The organism is Bacillus sp. FJAT-22090, assembly GCF_007676755.1.
Taxonomy (GTDB): Bacteria; Bacillota; Bacilli; order Bacillales_A; family Planococcaceae; genus Psychrobacillus.
The window spans coordinates 74,288-92,509 of record NZ_VEBK01000007.1 but is presented as its reverse complement, the minus strand read 5'-3'; the positions used below and the strand labels follow the sequence as shown (position 1 = coordinate 92,509).

The window sequence follows — 18,222 nt, the reverse complement described above, 5'->3', positions numbered from 1 at the left end:
GAAAGAAAAGCCCTTATCTCTTTTTAAGGAGATTAGAGCTTTTGTGTCTATCTAGCTTCATTAGTATTCACGAATGGTAAGACATCCACTATTTCAATAAATAAATTATCTTATAAGCATTATAGGGATAATGTGTCTTAAGGAAGAGTCCGCTTGGATTTCCGCTGCAGGACGGACGCTTTCCGTGGGGTGAGTGATGAGCCTTCACCGTCCGCTTAAGCGGTCGATGTGAAGTCTCATCTTACTCACTTGATCCCACTGGAGTCGCCGCCCTTCAGCTCCAATCCATCCAAATTGCTAACTAAAATAGCCAATTACTCTACGTTGACTGTAAAGTAATTCCACTTTATAAATTTGGTTGCTCACGGAGATGAATTGGTTGCTTTCCGGGGTAATCTAGTTGCTCTCGTCGTTGAATTGGTTGCTCTCCATAACGATTCTGTTGCGCTAATCCATTTTTTGGATATTTTTATGAGCAAACCACTCTTTAACAGTTGGATTTAGCGCGGCGGCGTGAGACTTCAACGGGAAAAGCATTAGCCGAAGACACGCTAGCTGTGCGAGGTGACCAAGGAAATTGGATTTTTCCAAACGAAAAAACGGGATATTTTTTTACCAAGCCGATACTGGAAGATAAGCAATTTTCTTTGATTTTCTCTGCTGGGGGCGACTCCTGCCGGATGAGTGGGCAAATGAGCCATTCCAACGAACGCGCAAGCGGACGGGAATGGCTCATCGCTCACCCGGCGGAAAGCGTCCGTAAGCAGAGAAAAACATAGTGGTCACTCTAAGACGCATTATCCCTAAGTTGTATACTATCCCTCATAGTATTGAAAATAAAAAAAGAGAGACTGTAAAGTTACATGCACTTTACGAGTCTCTCTTAATGCTTATTTGATTGATGCTTCTTAAAAGCATACTAGAAATTTTAAAGCCAAGCTTTTTTTAAGCGTAAGAGTGTAAACCAGCAATAATTAGGTTTACTGCTACTAAGTTGAACATGATGATGATAAATCCGATTACTGCCAACCATGCAGATTTCTCACCTTGCCAACCTTTAGACAATCGTAAGTGTAAGAATGCTGCATAGAATAACCACGTAATAAGCGCCCAAACTTCTTTTGGATCCCATCCCCAAAATCTTGACCATGCTTCATGTGCCCAAATCATTGCGAAAATCAGAGCTCCTAAAGTAAACACCGGGAATCCAATAAGAACCGAGCGGTATCCAATCTCATCCATAAATTGAGAATTTGCTTTACTTGCAAAAGGCTGTAATACTGCAGCAATTCTTTTTCTAAAAATCAAACGAAGTAAAATATATAAAATCGTTCCAAAGATAACGGACCAAGTAACAATAGTAAGTTTCTTAGCATTTACAAGTGGAGGCATTTCCATTAATGGCACCATTGCATTTTCCGTTATAGCCTCTGATTCATTCATACCAAAAATAGGTGGCATGTTGTATTCCATCGTTAAAACTTTATCTTCTTTGTTCACATAATTATACTCCACTTTATAGTCTGCTAAAGTGAAAGTCGTTGTTGCAGCAACAAAACCAAGAACCAAAACAGCCACATACATAACTGCTTCTATCCAAAATCGTTGTTTCGATTTCTTAGTCAAATCGATATTTTTTAGCAACCATATTAGACCGGCAACTGCACTGATAGCTAGTATAGACTCACCAAGTGCCGCTGTAATTACATGAACTGTTAGCCAGTAGCTTTTCAGTGCAGGTATCAATGGAGTAATATCTTTTGGGAACATACTTGCATACGCAATGATCAATACAGCTATCGGCAAAGCAAAAAGCCCTAAAGCCGGGATTCGATAGATAAAATATATTAAGATAAATGCACCAACTACCATCATTCCGAAAGCAGTTGTAAACTCGAACAAGTTACTAACAGGAGCATGTCCCGCCGCGATCCATCTTGCTATAAAATAACCTATATTTGAAATGAAACCGATTATGGTTACACTAATTGCTAATTTACCCCATCGGTCAAATGATTTCGAAGCTTTGGAGCTGGAACTCTTTACAGCGCCTCCAAATAAAAAGGTCGCTAATAAATAAGCTATAAATGCAATTAACAATAAGGTACTACTAAGTTCTACCATGAATTATACCCCTTCCTCTTTTTCCGCTTTGGAATCTAAATCTTGCTGATCTTCATATTGTGGGAGATTGGCTACATCTGAAACAGCATCCATGTCTTTCATAATACTAAGCCAGTTTTTATTTGTATGAGCAGCGATTACAACTTGCCCATCTTCTAATTGCTGGATCCAAATACGTCGATGATTCCAATATGACCCTTGCGCTACCCCGATCATGAAGATAATACCACCAAGCAACAAAATAGGAATGGTTAAATCTTTACGGATTGTTAAACCAGAAACGTCTCTTGTTTCCACGCTTTGAAAAGCAATTTTATGTTTGTTTTCGCCTAGTGGTTCCAGTGTTTCTTTGATCATGACAAAACTTGTTTCACCTTTTGGAAATTCTGGACTATACATTTTCACCAAAAATGCTGGATTGTTCGGAAGCGGTGACTTCGATTGAGGAACACCATCTTCAAATCCAGTGAAATCAGCGTAATAATCCAAGATTTCTACTTTATACCCATTTTTTAAATCATATACTGGTTCAGGATTTGCTAAATCAATCGTAAAATCTCCAAAATTTTCTTTAGTTTCTTTATCTTGAAGTTGGAACGTCATAGAAGCCAATTCATCTAAACGGAAGTCCATTTGGAAAACAGAAAATTGATCAAACTTCAGTGGTTTGTTAACTTGAATAGCAGCTTCCTTTTCCAACTTCAGATTATCATTATTCCCAGCAACAGCATCATCTGGTCCTTTATATAAGGCTACATTCGTTTGATAGTTCTTTGCGATTGTCCCTACTCTGTCGATTGCTGCACCAAATACTTCTTCCGATTCTTCTTTAGAATATGTTTCATATATAAATTCTTTACTTTCTAAAAAATAACCATCTGTTTTTGGAACCGATAGTGTTTCACCTTCGCGTAGCCACATTGTTTCATCAACGTAAAAGCCTGGTAGCGCTCTAAGCATCACACCAAATAAGAAAAGAATAAGTCCTAAATGGTTTATATAAGGACCCCAACGTGAAAAGCGTCCTCTTTCGGCTAAGATGGCATTTCCTTCACGCTTTACATTATATCGCATCGTTTTAAGCATTTCTTCTGCTTTGCTTAAAGATTCGTGCCCTTGTTCCACTTGACCGATTCCATATAAACGTTGGCGTTTTAAAAAGCTAATATGTCGCTTTGTCTTTTGCTTTTTAAGGGATTTATAAAGTGGAATTACTCTATCCAAACTTGCAATGATTAAAGAAATACCAAGCATTCCGACAAGTCCTTGGAACCACCAAGAACTATATAAATCCGATAATCCTAGTTCATAATATAACTTCCCAAAGGTTCCATAAATACGCTCGTAATAAGCAGCAATATCTGCTTCATTAGTTGCGGGAACGTAAAAAACTTGTGGAAGTATTGTTCCGATTGCCGCAGCAACGAGAATAATAACAATAATCCACACACCAACTTTTACACTAGAAAAGAAATTCCAAACTTTGTCTACAATTGTTTTATTGTAAGTTTGAGATCGTCGTGCTGATCCTTCATAACGCATATCAACAATCTTTTGATCCTTTGTTTCTTCGTTTAAAGGTCGTCCACAACTTTCACACAACAATGTACCAGCTGGATTCACATTTCCACATGTACAAACTATCTTGTCCATCTATAAAACTCCTTTAGGATGGTTTAATTTGATCCATAAAATCTGCAATATCTTGCTCTGTCATTTGGCCCTTTATTATTTTTTCAATACGACCATCCGGATTTATTAAAAAAGTAGTAGGTAAAGGGTCAATATTATAGGATTCCATAACACTTTTATTTTGATCAATTGCAATAGGGAAAGTTAAACCATGACTATTTATAAAGCTATTTACTTTTAACTTTGACTCTCCAACATTAATCGCTAGTGTTTGAACTCCTTGGTCCTTATAAATGTGGTATTGGTTGTCCATCGCAGGCATTTCAGTAGCGCAAGGTTTACACCAAGTTCCCCAAAAATTTAAGAAGATCCCTTCCCCTTTATAATCGGAAAGTCGATGTTGTTTACCATCCATATCAATTACTGAAAAATCTGGTGCTTTATCGCCCACTTGAAGTACAGCACTTTTTTCTTTTGTCACATTCGAGTAAATGGTAAACACGATTGCTATCGTTAGTACCGCTAAAATAGCAGTTCGAATATAGTATCTCTGCTTTTTAGACTGTGCCATAATTGCCCCTCCGTTTCTAAGCGTAATCGAAATTAATTATACCAAAATATACATCTCAAAATTGAAACACATTTGAAGGGTTTGTGAACATTCCAGTATTAGTTTCCTATTTTCCCTGTTTCTGCTAAAACTCGTAATTGTTTTATTTCATGAGTTGTCAGTTCTCGCCATTCACCTGCATTTAAAGAATGTAACGTTAAAAATCCGAATCTTTCGCGTTTTAATTTTTGAACAGGAAATCCAATTGCATCAAACATACGTCGTACTTGTCTATTTTTCCCTTCATGAATCGTTATTTCGATAATAGCTTTATTCGTTTTTTTCTCGGCAGATAATAATTTTACTTTTGCAGGAGCGGTTTTCCCGTCTTCTAAAACAATGCCACGTTCTAATGGTCTTAGTTGTTCTTTTAATGGAATTCCTTTTACTCTCGCTACATATGTTTTATCCACTTTAAACTTTGGATGCGTTAATGCATATGAAAAATCTCCATCATTCGTTAGCAGTAGTAAGCCAGACGTTTCATAATCCAATCTTCCTACAGGATAAAGTCTTTCTTTTACATGAGGCAATAAATCTGTTACCGTTTTTCGTCCCTTATCATCTGAAACTGCGGATATAACCCCTCTTGGTTTGTAAAGTAAATAATACACTTTTTGTTCCTTTTCTAATTTTACCCCTTCCACCTCTACAGTGTCCGAGTTCGAAACTTTCGTGCCAAGTTCAGTAATTACTTTTCCATTCACTTTCACTTTTCCTTGTAAAATTAATTCCTCTGCTTTTCGTCTAGAAGCCACTCCTGCATGAGCAAGCACTTTTTGTAGTCTTTCCAATACATTCACCTCGTCCATTCTTTCCATACATATGAGTGAATTATGTCACACTTTTGGCGAAAATAAAAGAAGACAGTCTTTTATAAAAACTATCTGCTTTCTCGCACTATACATACACGTCGTTGCGCCAAAAAGAGATAGTGTGTCGTAAGGGAGTTTCTGCTGCATGGAGGAAACTTTCAGCGGGGTGAGCGATGAGCCTTCACCGTCCGCTTGAGTCGCCACCCTTTTCGCTCCAATCCATCAAAATATACGCTTTTATTCGTATTTATTATCCATTAAAAGTTAGAAAATGGCTTAGCGAGTCCAATTGGCACGTGAAAGCAACCAATTCAATAGGCAACACAACCAGTTTGAGATTGAAAGCAACCAATTTGGCAACGAGCGCAACCAATTCTTCAATAAAGGCTTGCGGACATTGATAACCATGCGCTTCCACTATAGTATCCGCTAAATCAACATGAATAAAATGTTCCAATCAATATTGCGCAACATATCAGTCGTTACTCGCAACTTTTACCTGCTTACTAGCAACATTTTGAATGGACGGAACTTTATGCTTGGATGCTGACTCGTTATGCTCGCATAACGGCACTGCAAGGGCAACTAAGTTAAGTCGAATTATCTCAATACAATGCATGTACACAGTTCGTACCACACACATAAAAAAAGTGTTTAGGGGCTGACAAAGTCATACTTCCTAAACACTTTTTTGCAAAGTCACTTATTTTATTTTTTCCACATTAAAACGCAAAGCTATTTGATCATCAATAGTTACATTCCATAAATATGGATTGGCATTAGTAGATTTACGAGGTATAAGTAGTACGTTTTTCAGTTTTTTCTTTTCTTCTGACTTAAGTAATAAATAATAATCTTTTTCCACTTCAATTACTTCTTTTTGAAATAATTTATATTTTCCTTTCTTCACGACTTTTACGGTGTCATAGTTCGCAAATACTTTTTCAGCAAGCGAAGAATGATACGCCCAATCATTGGAATGGTTTAGTGTAACAACAATTATCTCTTTTTTTCCCTCTTTAAAATAAGTAACGAGTGTCCTACCTGCTCTTTTCGTGTAACCTGTCTTTCCCGCGATTGCCTGTTCATTTTCATGTAATAAACGATGTTTGTTATTCCATTGAACATTCCGTTCTTTCGGTCTATATGTTTTCGCTGAGGCAATCTCTTTAAATTGTTCATTTTGAAGCGCTATTCGAAACATGTTCGCCATATCATATGCTGAGGCATAATGATCATCATGATGAAGCCCAGATGGATTCGTAAAATGAGAATGGTCTAATCCTGCAAGTTGAAACTTTTCGTTCATCAAACTTGTAAAGCCCTCGATAGAACCCCCTGCGTACTCTGCAAGGGCGTATGCCGCATCATTTCCAGACTGCATAAGAAGACCGTGCAATAAAGAATCGACCGTCCATACTTCACCAGGTTTCAGGTATAAAGAGGACCCTTCTTGTGTTGCTGCTGCTTGTGAAATAGTGATTTCTTCCTCTAAAGCCACATTATCAAGAACGGTTAAAGCCGTCCACACTTTTGTAAGACTCGCAATCGGCAATTGTTCGTCAGAGTTACTGCCTTCCAACAATCTTCCCGTCTTTGCATCGATTACAGCATAAGAAGAGGATGCTTCCGCTTCATTTACTTGCCATAGCAGAAAAAATAAAAAGAATATACATATTTTTTTATAAATAGAAAATACTCCTCTTTAGTTTATTTCTATCCTTCAAATGTTTCTTGAAACTTTGTCATAAATAAATCAGAGTTTTCCATTTCGTCCACTGAAATATCTTCAGGAAGTGGTGGAAGTGCGCTAATTTCTTGTAATCCAAAGTATTGAAGAAATTCATTTGTTGTTCCGTATAATATAGCTCTACCAGTACCTTCTGCACGACCAACTTCTTTAACAAGACCTTTAACAGACAATGTATGTATTGGTCGCTCAGATTTTACTCCGCGGATATCTTCAATTTCTACCCTAGTTATTGGTTGCTTATATGCAATAATGGCCAACACTTCCAACGATGCTTGTGACAGAGATTGGGACGTAGGATTTTCAACTAACTTTTGAATACTATCTACATTTGCTTGTTTTGTCACCAACTGAAAAGTACCTGCCAATTGTTTGATCTCAATTCCTCTGTCTTCGTTTTGCTTATATTCTTCTACCATAATTTCTAATGTTTCTACTACTTGCTCTTCCGGTGTATCTGTTAAAAAAGCTAATTGTTTTTTTGTTAATCCATCTTCTCCACTTACAAATAGAAGACTTTCTATATTACTCTTCAATTTCATTATCGAATTCACTATCTAAATCTTCCTTTCGCAAAAGAACAAATAAATCATCAAAATTGTTATTTTGCTCTACTTGAACAATTTGGCGTTTCATGAGCTCTAGTATAGATAGAAACGTTGTAACAATAGTCGTTTTATCTCTAGTTGGAAAAAGCTCATAGAATGATAACCTGCCTGCACCTTGTTTTAATGTAGCAATTACATTTTTCATTTGATCTTTTATGGATAGATCTTGTTTACTAATACGAGTATGAAGTGGTGCACTCAGCTGTTTTCTGCGAAGCATTTTTTGAAATGCACCTAGCATGTCATACACATTGACGTCTAGTTCAAATAAGGCAAGCTGCTTACTATTTTGTAAATCACTTAAATCAGTTGGAGGTCTAGTATAAAATAGATTACGAGTTTCCTCCATTTCTTGTAAACTAACTGCGGCTTCTTTATACTTTTTATATTCTATTAATTTTAGAACTAACTCGTCCCTTGGATCATTTAAATTAATATCAAAATCATCTTCCATATCATCATCTTGATGAATCGGGAGTAGCATTTTACTTTTAATGGACAGTAAAGTTGCCGCCATTACTAAGTATTCACTTGCTTCATTTAGCTCTAAAACGCTCATTGCATGGACATGCTCCATATATTGCGAAGTGATTTCTGCCATTTTAATATCATATATATCTATTTCCAAACGATTTATTAAATGCAATAATAAATCGAGAGGCCCTTCAAATGCTTCTGTTTTTACTTCATACGACATAAAACTCCACCTATTATCGGTTTTTAACATCATTATAGAGGAAAGGTGATTGCATTGCATCCTACATTCCATCCTAATTTCGTACAATTTTTAAAAGAATTCAATGTGACTTTCGATTATTTTGAATGTCACGAACTGCTTGAGGATTACTGGAAAGATATTTCACCGAAAAAGAAAACCCACCCTTTAACAGCGTTGATCCTATTATCTACATCTATGTATCACTGGCGTAGGGGTAATATTAAGGGGGCAATTAAAACAATGCAGGGAAGTATTAAACGATTAGAAGAAACATTTCCCTCTACTTATTATGAAACAATTAACTTTCCAAAGTTACAACAAGATATTACACATTCTATTGGCTTAATGCTCAAAAAGAGTACTTTCGAAAACTTTACAATCGATATTATCGATGATCATCTGCTCCTTCTAGTAAATGAATTGGAAATTCCATCAAGTGAAGATATACACTTTCTTACTCATAAGCATATGCTCCGAGATCGATCAGAAATACTGAATGAACGAGAAAAACAGAAAAAAAGAAGAGATGACTTATAACAAAGTCAATCCTCTTCTTTTTCTATTTGGCATTTCTCAAAGAAAGTTTTTACCTCTTCAGATGGTTGGATAGATGATGTATGTAAAATAGCCGGTAAATTTTGTAGCATTTCCTTTCCAATACCCTCACCTCGATGGGAAGGATTAACAGAAAGATGCTGAATGACTCCATCAGTACCTTTCATTCGAACGCCAACTAATCCAACTAAATCTTCACCTTTTTTCCACAAAAACAAGTGCCAGTCTGGATTCGTTTCATACTGTTGAATGGTTTCTAATAATTTTTTCACATCTTTTTCTTGAGGCATAAATGAGAGAAGACCCATAGAAATTTTTTCAAATGATTTTTTATAACGTAGCAACATATTTAAGACCCTCTTTTAATTTCTTCCCTTATAGAAGTAGGAGACTTCTGTAAAATACGATTATTATAACTTTACTATCCTGCACAACATTTGTCAAAACGATAAATTAGCCGTTGGAGCTATAAAAATCCAATAAATTACTCCCCAAATTACTCCTACTACTAAAAGCATAAGAAATAAAATAATATTACTCTTTTTCAACTTACCTTCACTCTCCTTCCATAGATAGAGGAAGGTCAAGATGAACGATATCTTCCAAAGTTTCTCTTCTAACAGCTAGTTGATGTTTCCCATTTTCCACAAAAACTACTGCTGGTCTTGTTAAGCGATTATAATTACTTGCCATGGCGTATCCGTATGCACCTGTGCAGAACATCGCTAAAATATCTCCAGGGCTTGCTCTTGGTAATGAAATATGTTCAATTAGCTTATCGCCAGATTCACAACATTTCCCTGCAATTGTATACTCTTCTTCTACCTTTTCGTCCATTTTGTTCGCTATAACTGCATCATATAATGCACCATACAGAGCTGGACGAATATTATCCGACATTCCACCATCTACCGCCAAATATTTGCGAACGTCCGGTACTTCCTTTTCGGAACCAATTGTGTACAAAGAGGTACCAGCATCTCCAACAAGGGAACGCCCTGGTTCAATCCAAATTTCTGGCATTGCAAAGTTTGTTTCTGCAACTAAGTTTTTTACTACAATAATCATTTCTTTGACATAGATAGAAGGTTCTAGTGGTGAATCTTCATCCGTATATTTAATACCAAAGCCACCGCCTAGATTTAATACAGTACATTGGAAATTATAGTCATTATGCCATTCAATCATTTTCTTAATCAATTTTTCAGCAGCGACTTTGAACCCAATAGTTTCAAAAATTTGAGAACCAATATGACAATGCAAACCGAGTAATTGGATATAGTCATCTTCGTACACTTGCGCAAAAGCAAGATCTGCTTGTCCATTCATTAGATCGAAACCAAATTTTGAATCTTGCTGACCCGTAGTAATATAGTCATGTGTATGGGCTTCTACCCCAGGAGTCACTCGTAAAAGTACGTTTACTTTTTGCTTATGTTCTGCAGTTAATTGCTTTAATAACTCTACTTCATAGAAATTATCTACTACAATACAACCAATCTTATGTTCAATAGCCAGTAATAATTCTTCTTTACTTTTGTTGTTCCCATGGAAATGTATCCGATCTACTGGAAATCCGGCTTTAATTGCTGTATATAGCTCTCCACTTGATACTACATCAAGTGATAGATTTTCTTGTTTCATCACTTGATACATTGCCACACTTGAAAAAGCCTTACTCGCATAAGCAACTTGTGCAGGTACGTTTTGTTCTTTGAATGTATTGATAAATGCACGTGCACGGTCTCTTATAAGCGATAAATCATATACGAATAATGGTGTGCCATATATTTTAGCCAATTCTAAGCTATCGATTCCACCAATTAATAAATGACCTTTTTCATTTACCGCATGTTTTGCTACCATCACCAAATAAATCGCCTCTTTCCTCTTTTCCTATAAGAACTTTACCACATTAAAAGAGGAAATTGCAATGGGATTCAAGACCTTTTGCGAACAGGTGATCTAGTAATATACGGACGTTTTGCATCAACCGGCATAGGAAAACGAACGAGTATTCTCATAAAAGCCTTCGGAAAGAAGGGAAGAGCTGGCCAAAGATATGGCACATTCAATGGTCTTAATGCACTTACATACCAAATTAAACATACAATAGATATAAAGAAGCCATTTACACCAAAAATAGCAGTGCTTAATAAAATAAATGTCCTAAATATTTTTGTTGAAATACTAAGCTCATAAGAAGGGATGGCAAAAGTAAATATTGCCGTAATTGCTGTATATAAAATAACTTCAGGAACAAATAATCCAACATCTACTGCCATTTGACCGATGACTAAAGCCGCAATAATTCCCATCGCTGTCGATAAGGGAGTCGGCGTATGAATGGCGGCCAACCTTAAAAACTCTATTCCAACATCCGCAAAGATTATTTGCAATAAGAGTGGAATTTCCCCTGTATCTTTTGGACCAAAAAAGTCAAGCGAGCTAGGCAAAAATTCGGGATGTTTCGATAATAGATACCAAAAAGGCAATAAAAATAGACTTAAAAATACTCCTGTCAAACGAATCCACCGAACAATAGTGCCTACTAAAGGAGCTTGTCGATATTCTTCAGCATGTTGAAGATGATGGAACAATGTTGTTGGTACTATGATAGCGGAAGGGGATGTATCTACAACAATGACAATATGCCCTTCCAGCAAATGGGCAGCCGCTATATCAGGTCTTTCTGTGTACCGAACAAATGGAAGCGGATGAAACCCTTGTTTAAACAACCATTCTTCCAAAGCTTTATCCGTCATCGTAAATCCATCATGCTTTATTTGGTTTAGTCTATCTCTGATTTGTTTTAAATTATCTTCGTTTGCTATGTTTTTTATATAGGTAATAGCAAGGTCCGTTTGCCCTAATGTCGAGACCTGGTGCAGCTCAAATCGTAGATCGGTATCTCGAATCCTTCTTCGAATAAGAGCAGTATTTTGAACAATATTTTCAGTAAATCCATCCCTGGAACCTCTCACAACCTTTTCATTATCAGGTTCTTCTGGGCTTCTTCCTGGATAAGAACGGACATCTATTGTATAGACGGACCCATTTTTTAAGATGAATGTTACTTGCCCACTAAGTAGTGCTACAAGCCATTTCTCTTTTGAATCATACTGAGTTATGGAATAATACGGAAAGTAATGTTCCATAACATTATTTTCATCGATAGGATTTTCCGTTAATTCCCTCTGCACGTTAGTAAGCAATTCAGTGAGAACAGCCCCATCAACTAAACCATTAATATATACGAGCAACACAGGGAATTCATATAAATGGGTGTGCAAAGTTCCAACATCATATGATTCGTTTACTCCGAATTTTTCCTTTAAATATGATTCTGCTTCTGACATACTTGCAAATAAAGCTTTCGTTTCAATCACCTATCTTTAACTTTCGAATTATTAGCAATACCCACCGGAACTAACCACGATTTTAATTGGCTTAATATTTTTTTCTCCAATCTGGATACTTGCACTTGCGAAATTCCAAGTCGCTCTGCAATATCACTTTGTGTACAGTCTAGGTAATAGCGTAAGTAAATAATCATTTGTTCGCGTTTTTCTAGTTTTTCCAAAAGTTCTCTAAGTGGAATATGGTCAAATGATTTTTCGGAACGTTCATCCTTCATCTGATCCATCAATGTTAATGCATCGCCACTTTCATTTTCGTATAACTGCTCTTGTAGGGACGCCGGATCCCTTAACGCATCAGTAGCCATTACAATTTCTTCTCTCGATACTTCTAAAATACTTGCTAGTTCAAGAATTGTTGGTTGTCGTTCATGTTTTTTCAAAAAATCATCCGTGGCATGACGAATTTTAAAATTTAATTCACGAATGGAACGACTTATCTTCACCATCCCATCGTCTCTTAAAAATCGCTGTATCTCACCGATAATCATCGGTACGGCATACGTAGAAAACTTCACCTCATAAGATAAATCAAACTTGTCCACAGACTTCATAAGTCCAATACAACCAATTTGGTATAAGTCTTCTAAATCTGCTCCCCTTGAAGCAAAACGCTGAACAATAGACCATACCAAACGAGTATTTCCTTCTATCATTTGCTGTCTTGCAAGCTTATCTCCTGCTTGTGATAACGCGATGAGTTCCCTCATTTTTTCTTGGGTTAATAAAGCCGCCGTCGTCTTATTATTCATCATTAGACGATCCTACAAGATTCTTGAATTGGTACAAATTTCTTCGTAATAGTTACTGTCGTCCCCCTATCAGGAATTGAGTATATCTCCACATCATCACTAAAGCTTTCCATAATCGTGAATCCCATCCCTGAACGTTCCTGCTCGGGCTTGGTCGTATAAAGTGGTTCACGTGCCTGGGTCACATCTCTAATGCCACGACCATAGTCCACAATGGACACAATAATTTCTCTATCTACTCGTTGCGCATGGATATCGATCTTCCCTATTCCATCCTCTTCATAGCCATGCACAATTGCATTTGTTACGGCTTCGGAAATAACCGTCTTAAATTCCGATAATTCTTCAATTGTTGGATCTATTGCTGCGATAAAACTGGACATAACCATTCTAGCTAGTGCTTCATTCTCACTTTTAGCAATAAAAGATAGTGTGATCTCATTGTCCATAAACAATTCCCCCTAACTTAGACATTATTTCAATTTCTGATTCGTTATAAATATAGGGACTCAATCCTGCAAATTGGAAAATTTTCTTCATCGTTGGTGAAGGATTCACGATGATTGTTTGACCATCTATGGGAGCAAGTTCACGCATTCTACCAAGAATAAGCCCTATTCCTGAACTATCCATAAAATTTAAATCTTTCAAATTCCATACTAATACTTTAATAGACCCATTTTTAATCAGTGGCACTATTTCATTTCGAATATCAGTTGTACTATGATGGTCTAATTCACCTTTTAATCGAATAATAATAATTTCGTCTCCAACTCTTTCTACTTCATGCATCATACAATCGCCTCCTCGTAATAGCGCAATTCCACATGAACAGATGTAATTCCTTGCGCTTGACAAAAGTAGAAGAAATCATTGTTTATTAGTCGATTTTCGACAAAGGGCTGCTCACTTCAAGTATGGGATGATTTATTATTTTTTAATCAAAAAATAGGCATCTCGTAAAAGTTTTTATCAAACTTTACAAGATGCCTATTTTGCTTCCTTCATCCAGAAAATCTGGAGACAAGCATAGCGATATTTTATTTTAGAATATTAAGCACTCCGTATACGAGCTTAAATATTTCCCACAAAATCAAATTTGTCACATCATTACATAATTTTCAATATAGATTTAATCTTCGCGGGTGCAACGTCTGCAATGGAATAAGCGCTTTCAATTAATTGAATAGACTCGTTGACTTCGTCTTTATTGGAATACAAAATAGCTAAAGTGTCCCCTTTTTTAACGGATTGCCCCGTAAGAGCCACTAATTTAACCCCTGCATCAAAATCTAGAACATCTGCTTTTGTTAACCGTCCTGCTCCGATTAAAAGAGAGGCTTTCCCAATTTGTTCAGCGTCGATAATGCCAATATAACCATCTTTTGCAGCTTTCACTTCGATTGCATGCTTTGTATTTTTTGCGTAAACATCAGCAGCATCTCCGCCTTGAGCAGAAATAAATTCTTTAAATTTGGCAAGCGCGGCGCCATTTGATAGTGTTTCTAACACTTTTTGCTCCGCATCATCATCACTTGCACCAGTAGCTAATTGATACATCTTAGACGAAATCGCAAGAGTTACATCTAACAAGCCCTTTTCACTCTCTTTGTAGTTGCTAAGGAAGTCGTTCGCTTCTGCAACTTCCAATTTATTACCGATATTGTGACCAAGTGGCTGGTTCATATCTGTAATAACGACGGCAACTTTTTTGCCAAGGCTTTCGCCAATTTGGATCATCGTTTCCGCTAACTCGGATGCATGTTCTAAATCTTTCATAAATGCACCTTTACCGCATTTCACATCTAGTACAATACCATCAGCACCACTCGCTATTTTTTTGCTCATAATAGAAGAAGCGATCAATGGTATACTATCTACCGTACCAGTCACATCCCTTAAAGCATATAGTTTTTTATCTGCAGGTGTTAAGTTGCCTGATTGACCGACGATTGCAATTTTATGTTCATTTACTTGCTTAATAAATTCTTCGGTAGATAATTCCACATGAAAACCAGTGATGGATTCAAGTTTATCAACTGTACCACCAGTGATACCAAGGCCTCTACCACTCATTTTGGCAATCGGTATATTTAAAGAAGCTAGAATTGGTGCCACGAGTAAACTAACTTTATCGCCTATACCGCCAGTACTGTGCTTATCTACTTTAAAGCCAGCGATACTCGACAAATCAATGACATCACCTGATTCAACCATCGCTTTTGTTAACCAAGCTGTTTCCTGTTCGTTCATACCATTAATTAGAATCGCCATGAGCATAGAACTCATTTGATAATCCGGCACTTCATCTTTTGTATACTTTGTTATCATATATTGTATTTCTTCTTCAGTTAAAGAATTGTTTCGCTTTTTTTTGTCAATCAATTCAAGCATATTCATTTTATTTTCCCGCCTTACCGGTTATTTTAGTAGTGATAAAAAGCTTTCCCCAAATGCAGTTTCAGCAACTTCAAAGTTTTCCGAAATAGTTGCCCCAATATCAGCAAACGTTGAGCGGAGAGGCAGTTCCTTTATTTCTTTCAACTTTGGAGAATAAACAATTAATGGAACAAATTCACGTGTATGGTCCGTGCCTGGCATTGTCGGATCATTACCATGATCTGCTGTAATAATAAGTAGATCTTCCTCTGTTAACTTCGGTAAAACTTCTTTTAACCGAGTATCGAATTCTTCCAATGCTTTCCCGTACCCGATTGGGTCACGACGATGACCAAATGAAGCATCAAAATCCACTAAATTCAAAAAACTTATTCCTGTGAAATCTTTATCTAACATGGTGATGAATTTATCCATCCCATCCATATTATCTTTTGTTCGTTCTGTAGAAGTTACTCCTTCTGCATTAAAAATATCATTTATTTTACCAATGGCCAAAACCTCTAGTCCACCATCTTGTAACTCATTCATTGCTGTGCGACCAAAAGGTTTTAGAGCATAGTCATGACGATTTGATGTTCGTACAAATTTTCCTGGCTCACCTATAAATGGACGTGCAATTACTCGACCAACTAGAAACTCTTCAGAAAGGGTTAGCTCTCTTGCAACTTCGCAAATATGATAAAGCTCTTCGAGTGGAACAATCTCTTCATGCGCAGCAATTTGCAACACCGGGTCTGCCGATGTATAGACAATAATTGCCCCAGTTTTCATATGCTCTTCCCCAAGTTCATCTAAAATGGCTGTTCCACTTGCAGGTTTGTTGCCGATCACTTTACGTCCAATTTTTTCTTCTAGGGCTGTAATTAGTTCATCTGGAAAACCATCAGGATACACTTTAAATGGCTTGTCAATATTTAAACCCATAATTTCCCAATGACCAGTCATTGTATCTTTGCCAACTGATGCTTCTTGCATTTTGCCAAAGTATGCGACTGGATTTGCTACTGGTTCTATCCCTTGAATGTTTTCTATATTGCCAAGGCCAAGTTTTTGCATTTCAGGCATATGAAGACCGTTCATTTTTTCTGCAATATGACCTAAAGTATGTGATCCCACATCTCCGAAATCAGCGGCATCAGGTGCTTCGCCGATACCAACTGAGTCCATTACGATAACATGAATACGTTTGAATTTGCTCATTTTTTTGCCTCCTACTATTTTCTTCTAGTTTACCAAAAATTTCAGGAATGTACAGGTCAGACCTCTGACTTATTTAATAGATTTTATGTTACTTATTATAACAATATTTGTATATAAAACGAAATAAAAAGCCAGTTCCAAGCTAAATACCCGGGACTGGCTGTAAAATTCAAAAACAACTTCTATTAAAGTAGGAAATTTAAGCCCTTGGATGGAATTGCTTATAAACTTCTTTTAAGCGGGTTTTACTTACATGTGTATAAATTTGAGTAGTAGAAATATCAGAATGGCCAAGCATTTCTTGTACCGCTCTTAAATCTGCCCCATTTTCAATTAAATGGGTTGCAAACGAGTGTCTAAGAACATGTGGCGTTATTTCTTTTTGTATACCTGCGTTCATCGCGTGTTTATTTAATAGTTTCCATATTCCCTGTCTGGTTAGGCGTTTCCCTCTTTGATTGACAAAAATGGCGTCTGTCCGTTCTGTTGGTTTTAATAGCTTTGGTCTCGCCTCTTCAATATAAGATTGACAGGCGCGAATCGCTGCTCCTCCAAGTGGAATGATGCGTTCTTTTCCACCTTTCCCAAATACCCGAACAAAGCCCATTGTTAAATGCAGATCTTCCAAATCCAAATGTAAACACTCGCTTATGCGCATCCCACTTGCATACATTAGCTCAAACATTGCTAGATCTCGTTTACCTTGAGGTTTAGATACATCGATATTATTCAATAAAATAGTTAGTTCTTCTACTGATAAAAAATTGGGTAGTTTCTGCTCTAACTGTGGTTGCTCTAAATGAATAGTTGGATCAGTAGTAGTCACTTTTTCGCGCAGCAAAAATTGATGAAACGAGCGAATCGACGAAATATGCCTTGCTATCGTACGGGCGGACTTTCCCTCTTCTTTTAACTTACGAATATGGACAATAATATGTTGACGCTCTACAAGATCGAGATTATGTATTCGCTGTGTTTCTAAAACAGAATTTAGGTATTCGATTAAATCCTTTTTATAGGATATTAATGTGTTATCCGCTAACTGACGTTCGATTCGTAAAAAATGCATATAATCTTCTAAATGGATTAATCCGTCTTTCAAACAAGAACCCTCCCTATTAAAAAAAGGATAGCATATATGCTATCCTTTTTTGGTTATTTATCCTGGCAGCGATGACATACTCCATGAAACGTTAAGCGGTGGTCTTTTATTTTAAAATTCCATTTATTTTCAACGATTGCTTCCACGTCTTCTAATAAATCTTCTTGAATTTCATCGACCGCACCACATTCGATACACACTAGGTGATGATGAAAATGTGCTGCCCCTTCTTGTCTTAAATCATAGCGAGATACTCCATCACCAAATTGTATCTTATCCACTACATTCAATTCATTTAATAATTCTAGTGTTCGATAAACTGTTGCAAGCCCAATGTCAGGAGATTTCTCTCTAACTAGTAAAAATACATCTTCAGCACTTAAATGGTCCTCTTCATTTTCAAGCAAAACTCGAACCGTGGCTTCTCGCTGCGGCGTCAGTTTATAGCCCGCACCAGATAATTGCTTTTTTATACGATCAATACGGCTTTCCATATGACGCCTCCTTAAACTTCTTCCATTATACCAAAAAATGAAT

Annotated in this window: 18 protein-coding genes; 1 reads left to right on the top strand and 17 read right to left on the bottom strand. The window is 36.8% G+C overall.

Annotation, left to right across the window (positions count from 1 at the left end; genetic code table 11):
• Positions 1-945: 945 nt before the first annotated feature.
• The 7 genes from ccsB to FS486_RS10550 form a co-directional block, all read right to left on the bottom strand.
• A complete protein-coding gene (gene ccsB / locus FS486_RS10580; protein ID WP_144511301.1) occupies positions 946-2,124 on the bottom strand; it encodes a c-type cytochrome biogenesis protein CcsB in 1,179 nt (392 codons plus the stop codon).
• Positions 2,125-2,127: 3 nt separating this feature from the next.
• Positions 2,128-3,777: a cytochrome c biogenesis protein ResB gene (gene resB, locus FS486_RS10575; RefSeq protein WP_144511300.1), complete on the bottom strand. Its 1,650-nt coding sequence runs from the start codon at positions 3,775-3,777 to the stop codon at positions 2,128-2,130.
• Between the two features lie 13 nt (positions 3,778-3,790).
• The gene (gene resA, locus FS486_RS10570; RefSeq protein ID WP_144511299.1) at positions 3,791-4,327 is read right to left on the bottom strand and encodes a thiol-disulfide oxidoreductase ResA; all 537 of its coding nucleotides are present in this window, start codon (positions 4,325-4,327) and stop codon (positions 3,791-3,793) included.
• Between the two features lie 98 nt (positions 4,328-4,425).
• Entirely contained in the window at positions 4,426-5,160 is a 735-nt protein-coding gene (locus tag FS486_RS10565) for a pseudouridine synthase (protein ID WP_144511298.1), read from the bottom strand.
• 724 nt (positions 5,161-5,884) lie between these two features.
• Positions 5,885-6,835 carry a D-alanyl-D-alanine carboxypeptidase family protein gene (locus FS486_RS10560; RefSeq protein WP_260858080.1) on the bottom strand — a complete coding sequence of 317 codons (951 nt, stop codon included), beginning with the start codon at positions 6,833-6,835 and terminating at the stop codon, positions 5,885-5,887.
• A 62-nt stretch (positions 6,836-6,897) separates the two neighbouring features.
• Complete coding sequence (gene scpB, locus FS486_RS10555; protein ID WP_144511397.1) at positions 6,898-7,473, bottom strand: SMC-Scp complex subunit ScpB; 576 nt, start codon at positions 7,471-7,473, stop codon at positions 6,898-6,900.
• On the bottom strand, positions 7,457-8,236 hold the full coding sequence (locus tag FS486_RS10550) for a segregation/condensation protein A (protein ID WP_144511296.1): 780 nt from the start codon (positions 8,234-8,236) through the stop codon (positions 7,457-7,459). Before FS486_RS10550 ends, scpB begins: the two co-directional genes overlap by 17 nt.
• Positions 8,237-8,281: 45 nt before the next feature.
• On the opposite strand from FS486_RS10550, the gene FS486_RS10545 reads away from it, so the two are divergent.
• Entirely contained in the window at positions 8,282-8,794 is a 513-nt protein-coding gene (locus tag FS486_RS10545) for a DUF309 domain-containing protein (protein ID WP_260858077.1), read from the top strand.
• Positions 8,795-8,799: 5 nt separating this feature from the next.
• Here FS486_RS10545 and FS486_RS10540 read toward each other — a convergent pair whose 3' ends face one another.
• The 10 genes from FS486_RS10540 to fur form a co-directional block, all read right to left on the bottom strand.
• Positions 8,800-9,159 carry a GNAT family N-acetyltransferase gene (locus tag FS486_RS10540; protein ID WP_144511295.1) on the bottom strand — a complete coding sequence of 120 codons (360 nt, stop codon included), beginning with the start codon at positions 9,157-9,159 and terminating at the stop codon, positions 8,800-8,802.
• 208 nt (positions 9,160-9,367) lie between these two features.
• Positions 9,368-10,684, bottom strand: coding sequence for a diaminopimelate decarboxylase (lysA, locus tag FS486_RS10535; protein ID WP_395940852.1), 1,317 nt, complete (start codon positions 10,682-10,684; stop codon positions 9,368-9,370).
• 68 nt (positions 10,685-10,752) lie between these two features.
• Positions 10,753-12,171: a spore germination protein gene (locus FS486_RS10530; RefSeq protein WP_144511394.1), complete on the bottom strand. Its 1,419-nt coding sequence runs from the start codon at positions 12,169-12,171 to the stop codon at positions 10,753-10,755.
• 26 nt (positions 12,172-12,197) lie between these two features.
• The gene (locus FS486_RS10525) at positions 12,198-12,986 is read right to left on the bottom strand and encodes a SigF/SigG family RNA polymerase sporulation sigma factor (protein WP_395940851.1); all 789 of its coding nucleotides are present in this window, start codon (positions 12,984-12,986) and stop codon (positions 12,198-12,200) included.
• On the bottom strand, positions 12,986-13,432 hold the full coding sequence (gene spoIIAB / locus FS486_RS10520) for an anti-sigma F factor (RefSeq protein ID WP_144511294.1): 447 nt from the start codon (positions 13,430-13,432) through the stop codon (positions 12,986-12,988). The genes FS486_RS10525 and spoIIAB overlap by 1 nt, the downstream gene beginning before the upstream one ends.
• Positions 13,422-13,778: an STAS domain-containing protein gene (locus FS486_RS10515; protein ID WP_144511293.1), complete on the bottom strand. Its 357-nt coding sequence runs from the start codon at positions 13,776-13,778 to the stop codon at positions 13,422-13,424. The genes spoIIAB and FS486_RS10515 overlap by 11 nt, the downstream gene beginning before the upstream one ends.
• A gap of 315 nt (positions 13,779-14,093) precedes the next feature.
• Positions 14,094-15,383, bottom strand: coding sequence for a thymidine phosphorylase (locus FS486_RS10510; RefSeq protein ID WP_144511292.1), 1,290 nt, complete (start codon positions 15,381-15,383; stop codon positions 14,094-14,096).
• 21 nt (positions 15,384-15,404) lie between these two features.
• The gene (deoB, locus tag FS486_RS10505) at positions 15,405-16,583 is read right to left on the bottom strand and encodes a phosphopentomutase (protein ID WP_144511291.1); all 1,179 of its coding nucleotides are present in this window, start codon (positions 16,581-16,583) and stop codon (positions 15,405-15,407) included.
• A 199-nt stretch (positions 16,584-16,782) separates the two neighbouring features.
• Complete coding sequence (gene xerD / locus FS486_RS10500; RefSeq protein ID WP_260858076.1) at positions 16,783-17,685, bottom strand: site-specific tyrosine recombinase XerD; 903 nt, start codon at positions 17,683-17,685, stop codon at positions 16,783-16,785.
• Positions 17,686-17,738: 53 nt separating this feature from the next.
• A complete protein-coding gene (gene fur / locus FS486_RS10495; protein WP_093273310.1) occupies positions 17,739-18,179 on the bottom strand; it encodes a ferric iron uptake transcriptional regulator in 441 nt (146 codons plus the stop codon).
• Positions 18,180-18,222 lie beyond the last annotated feature (43 nt).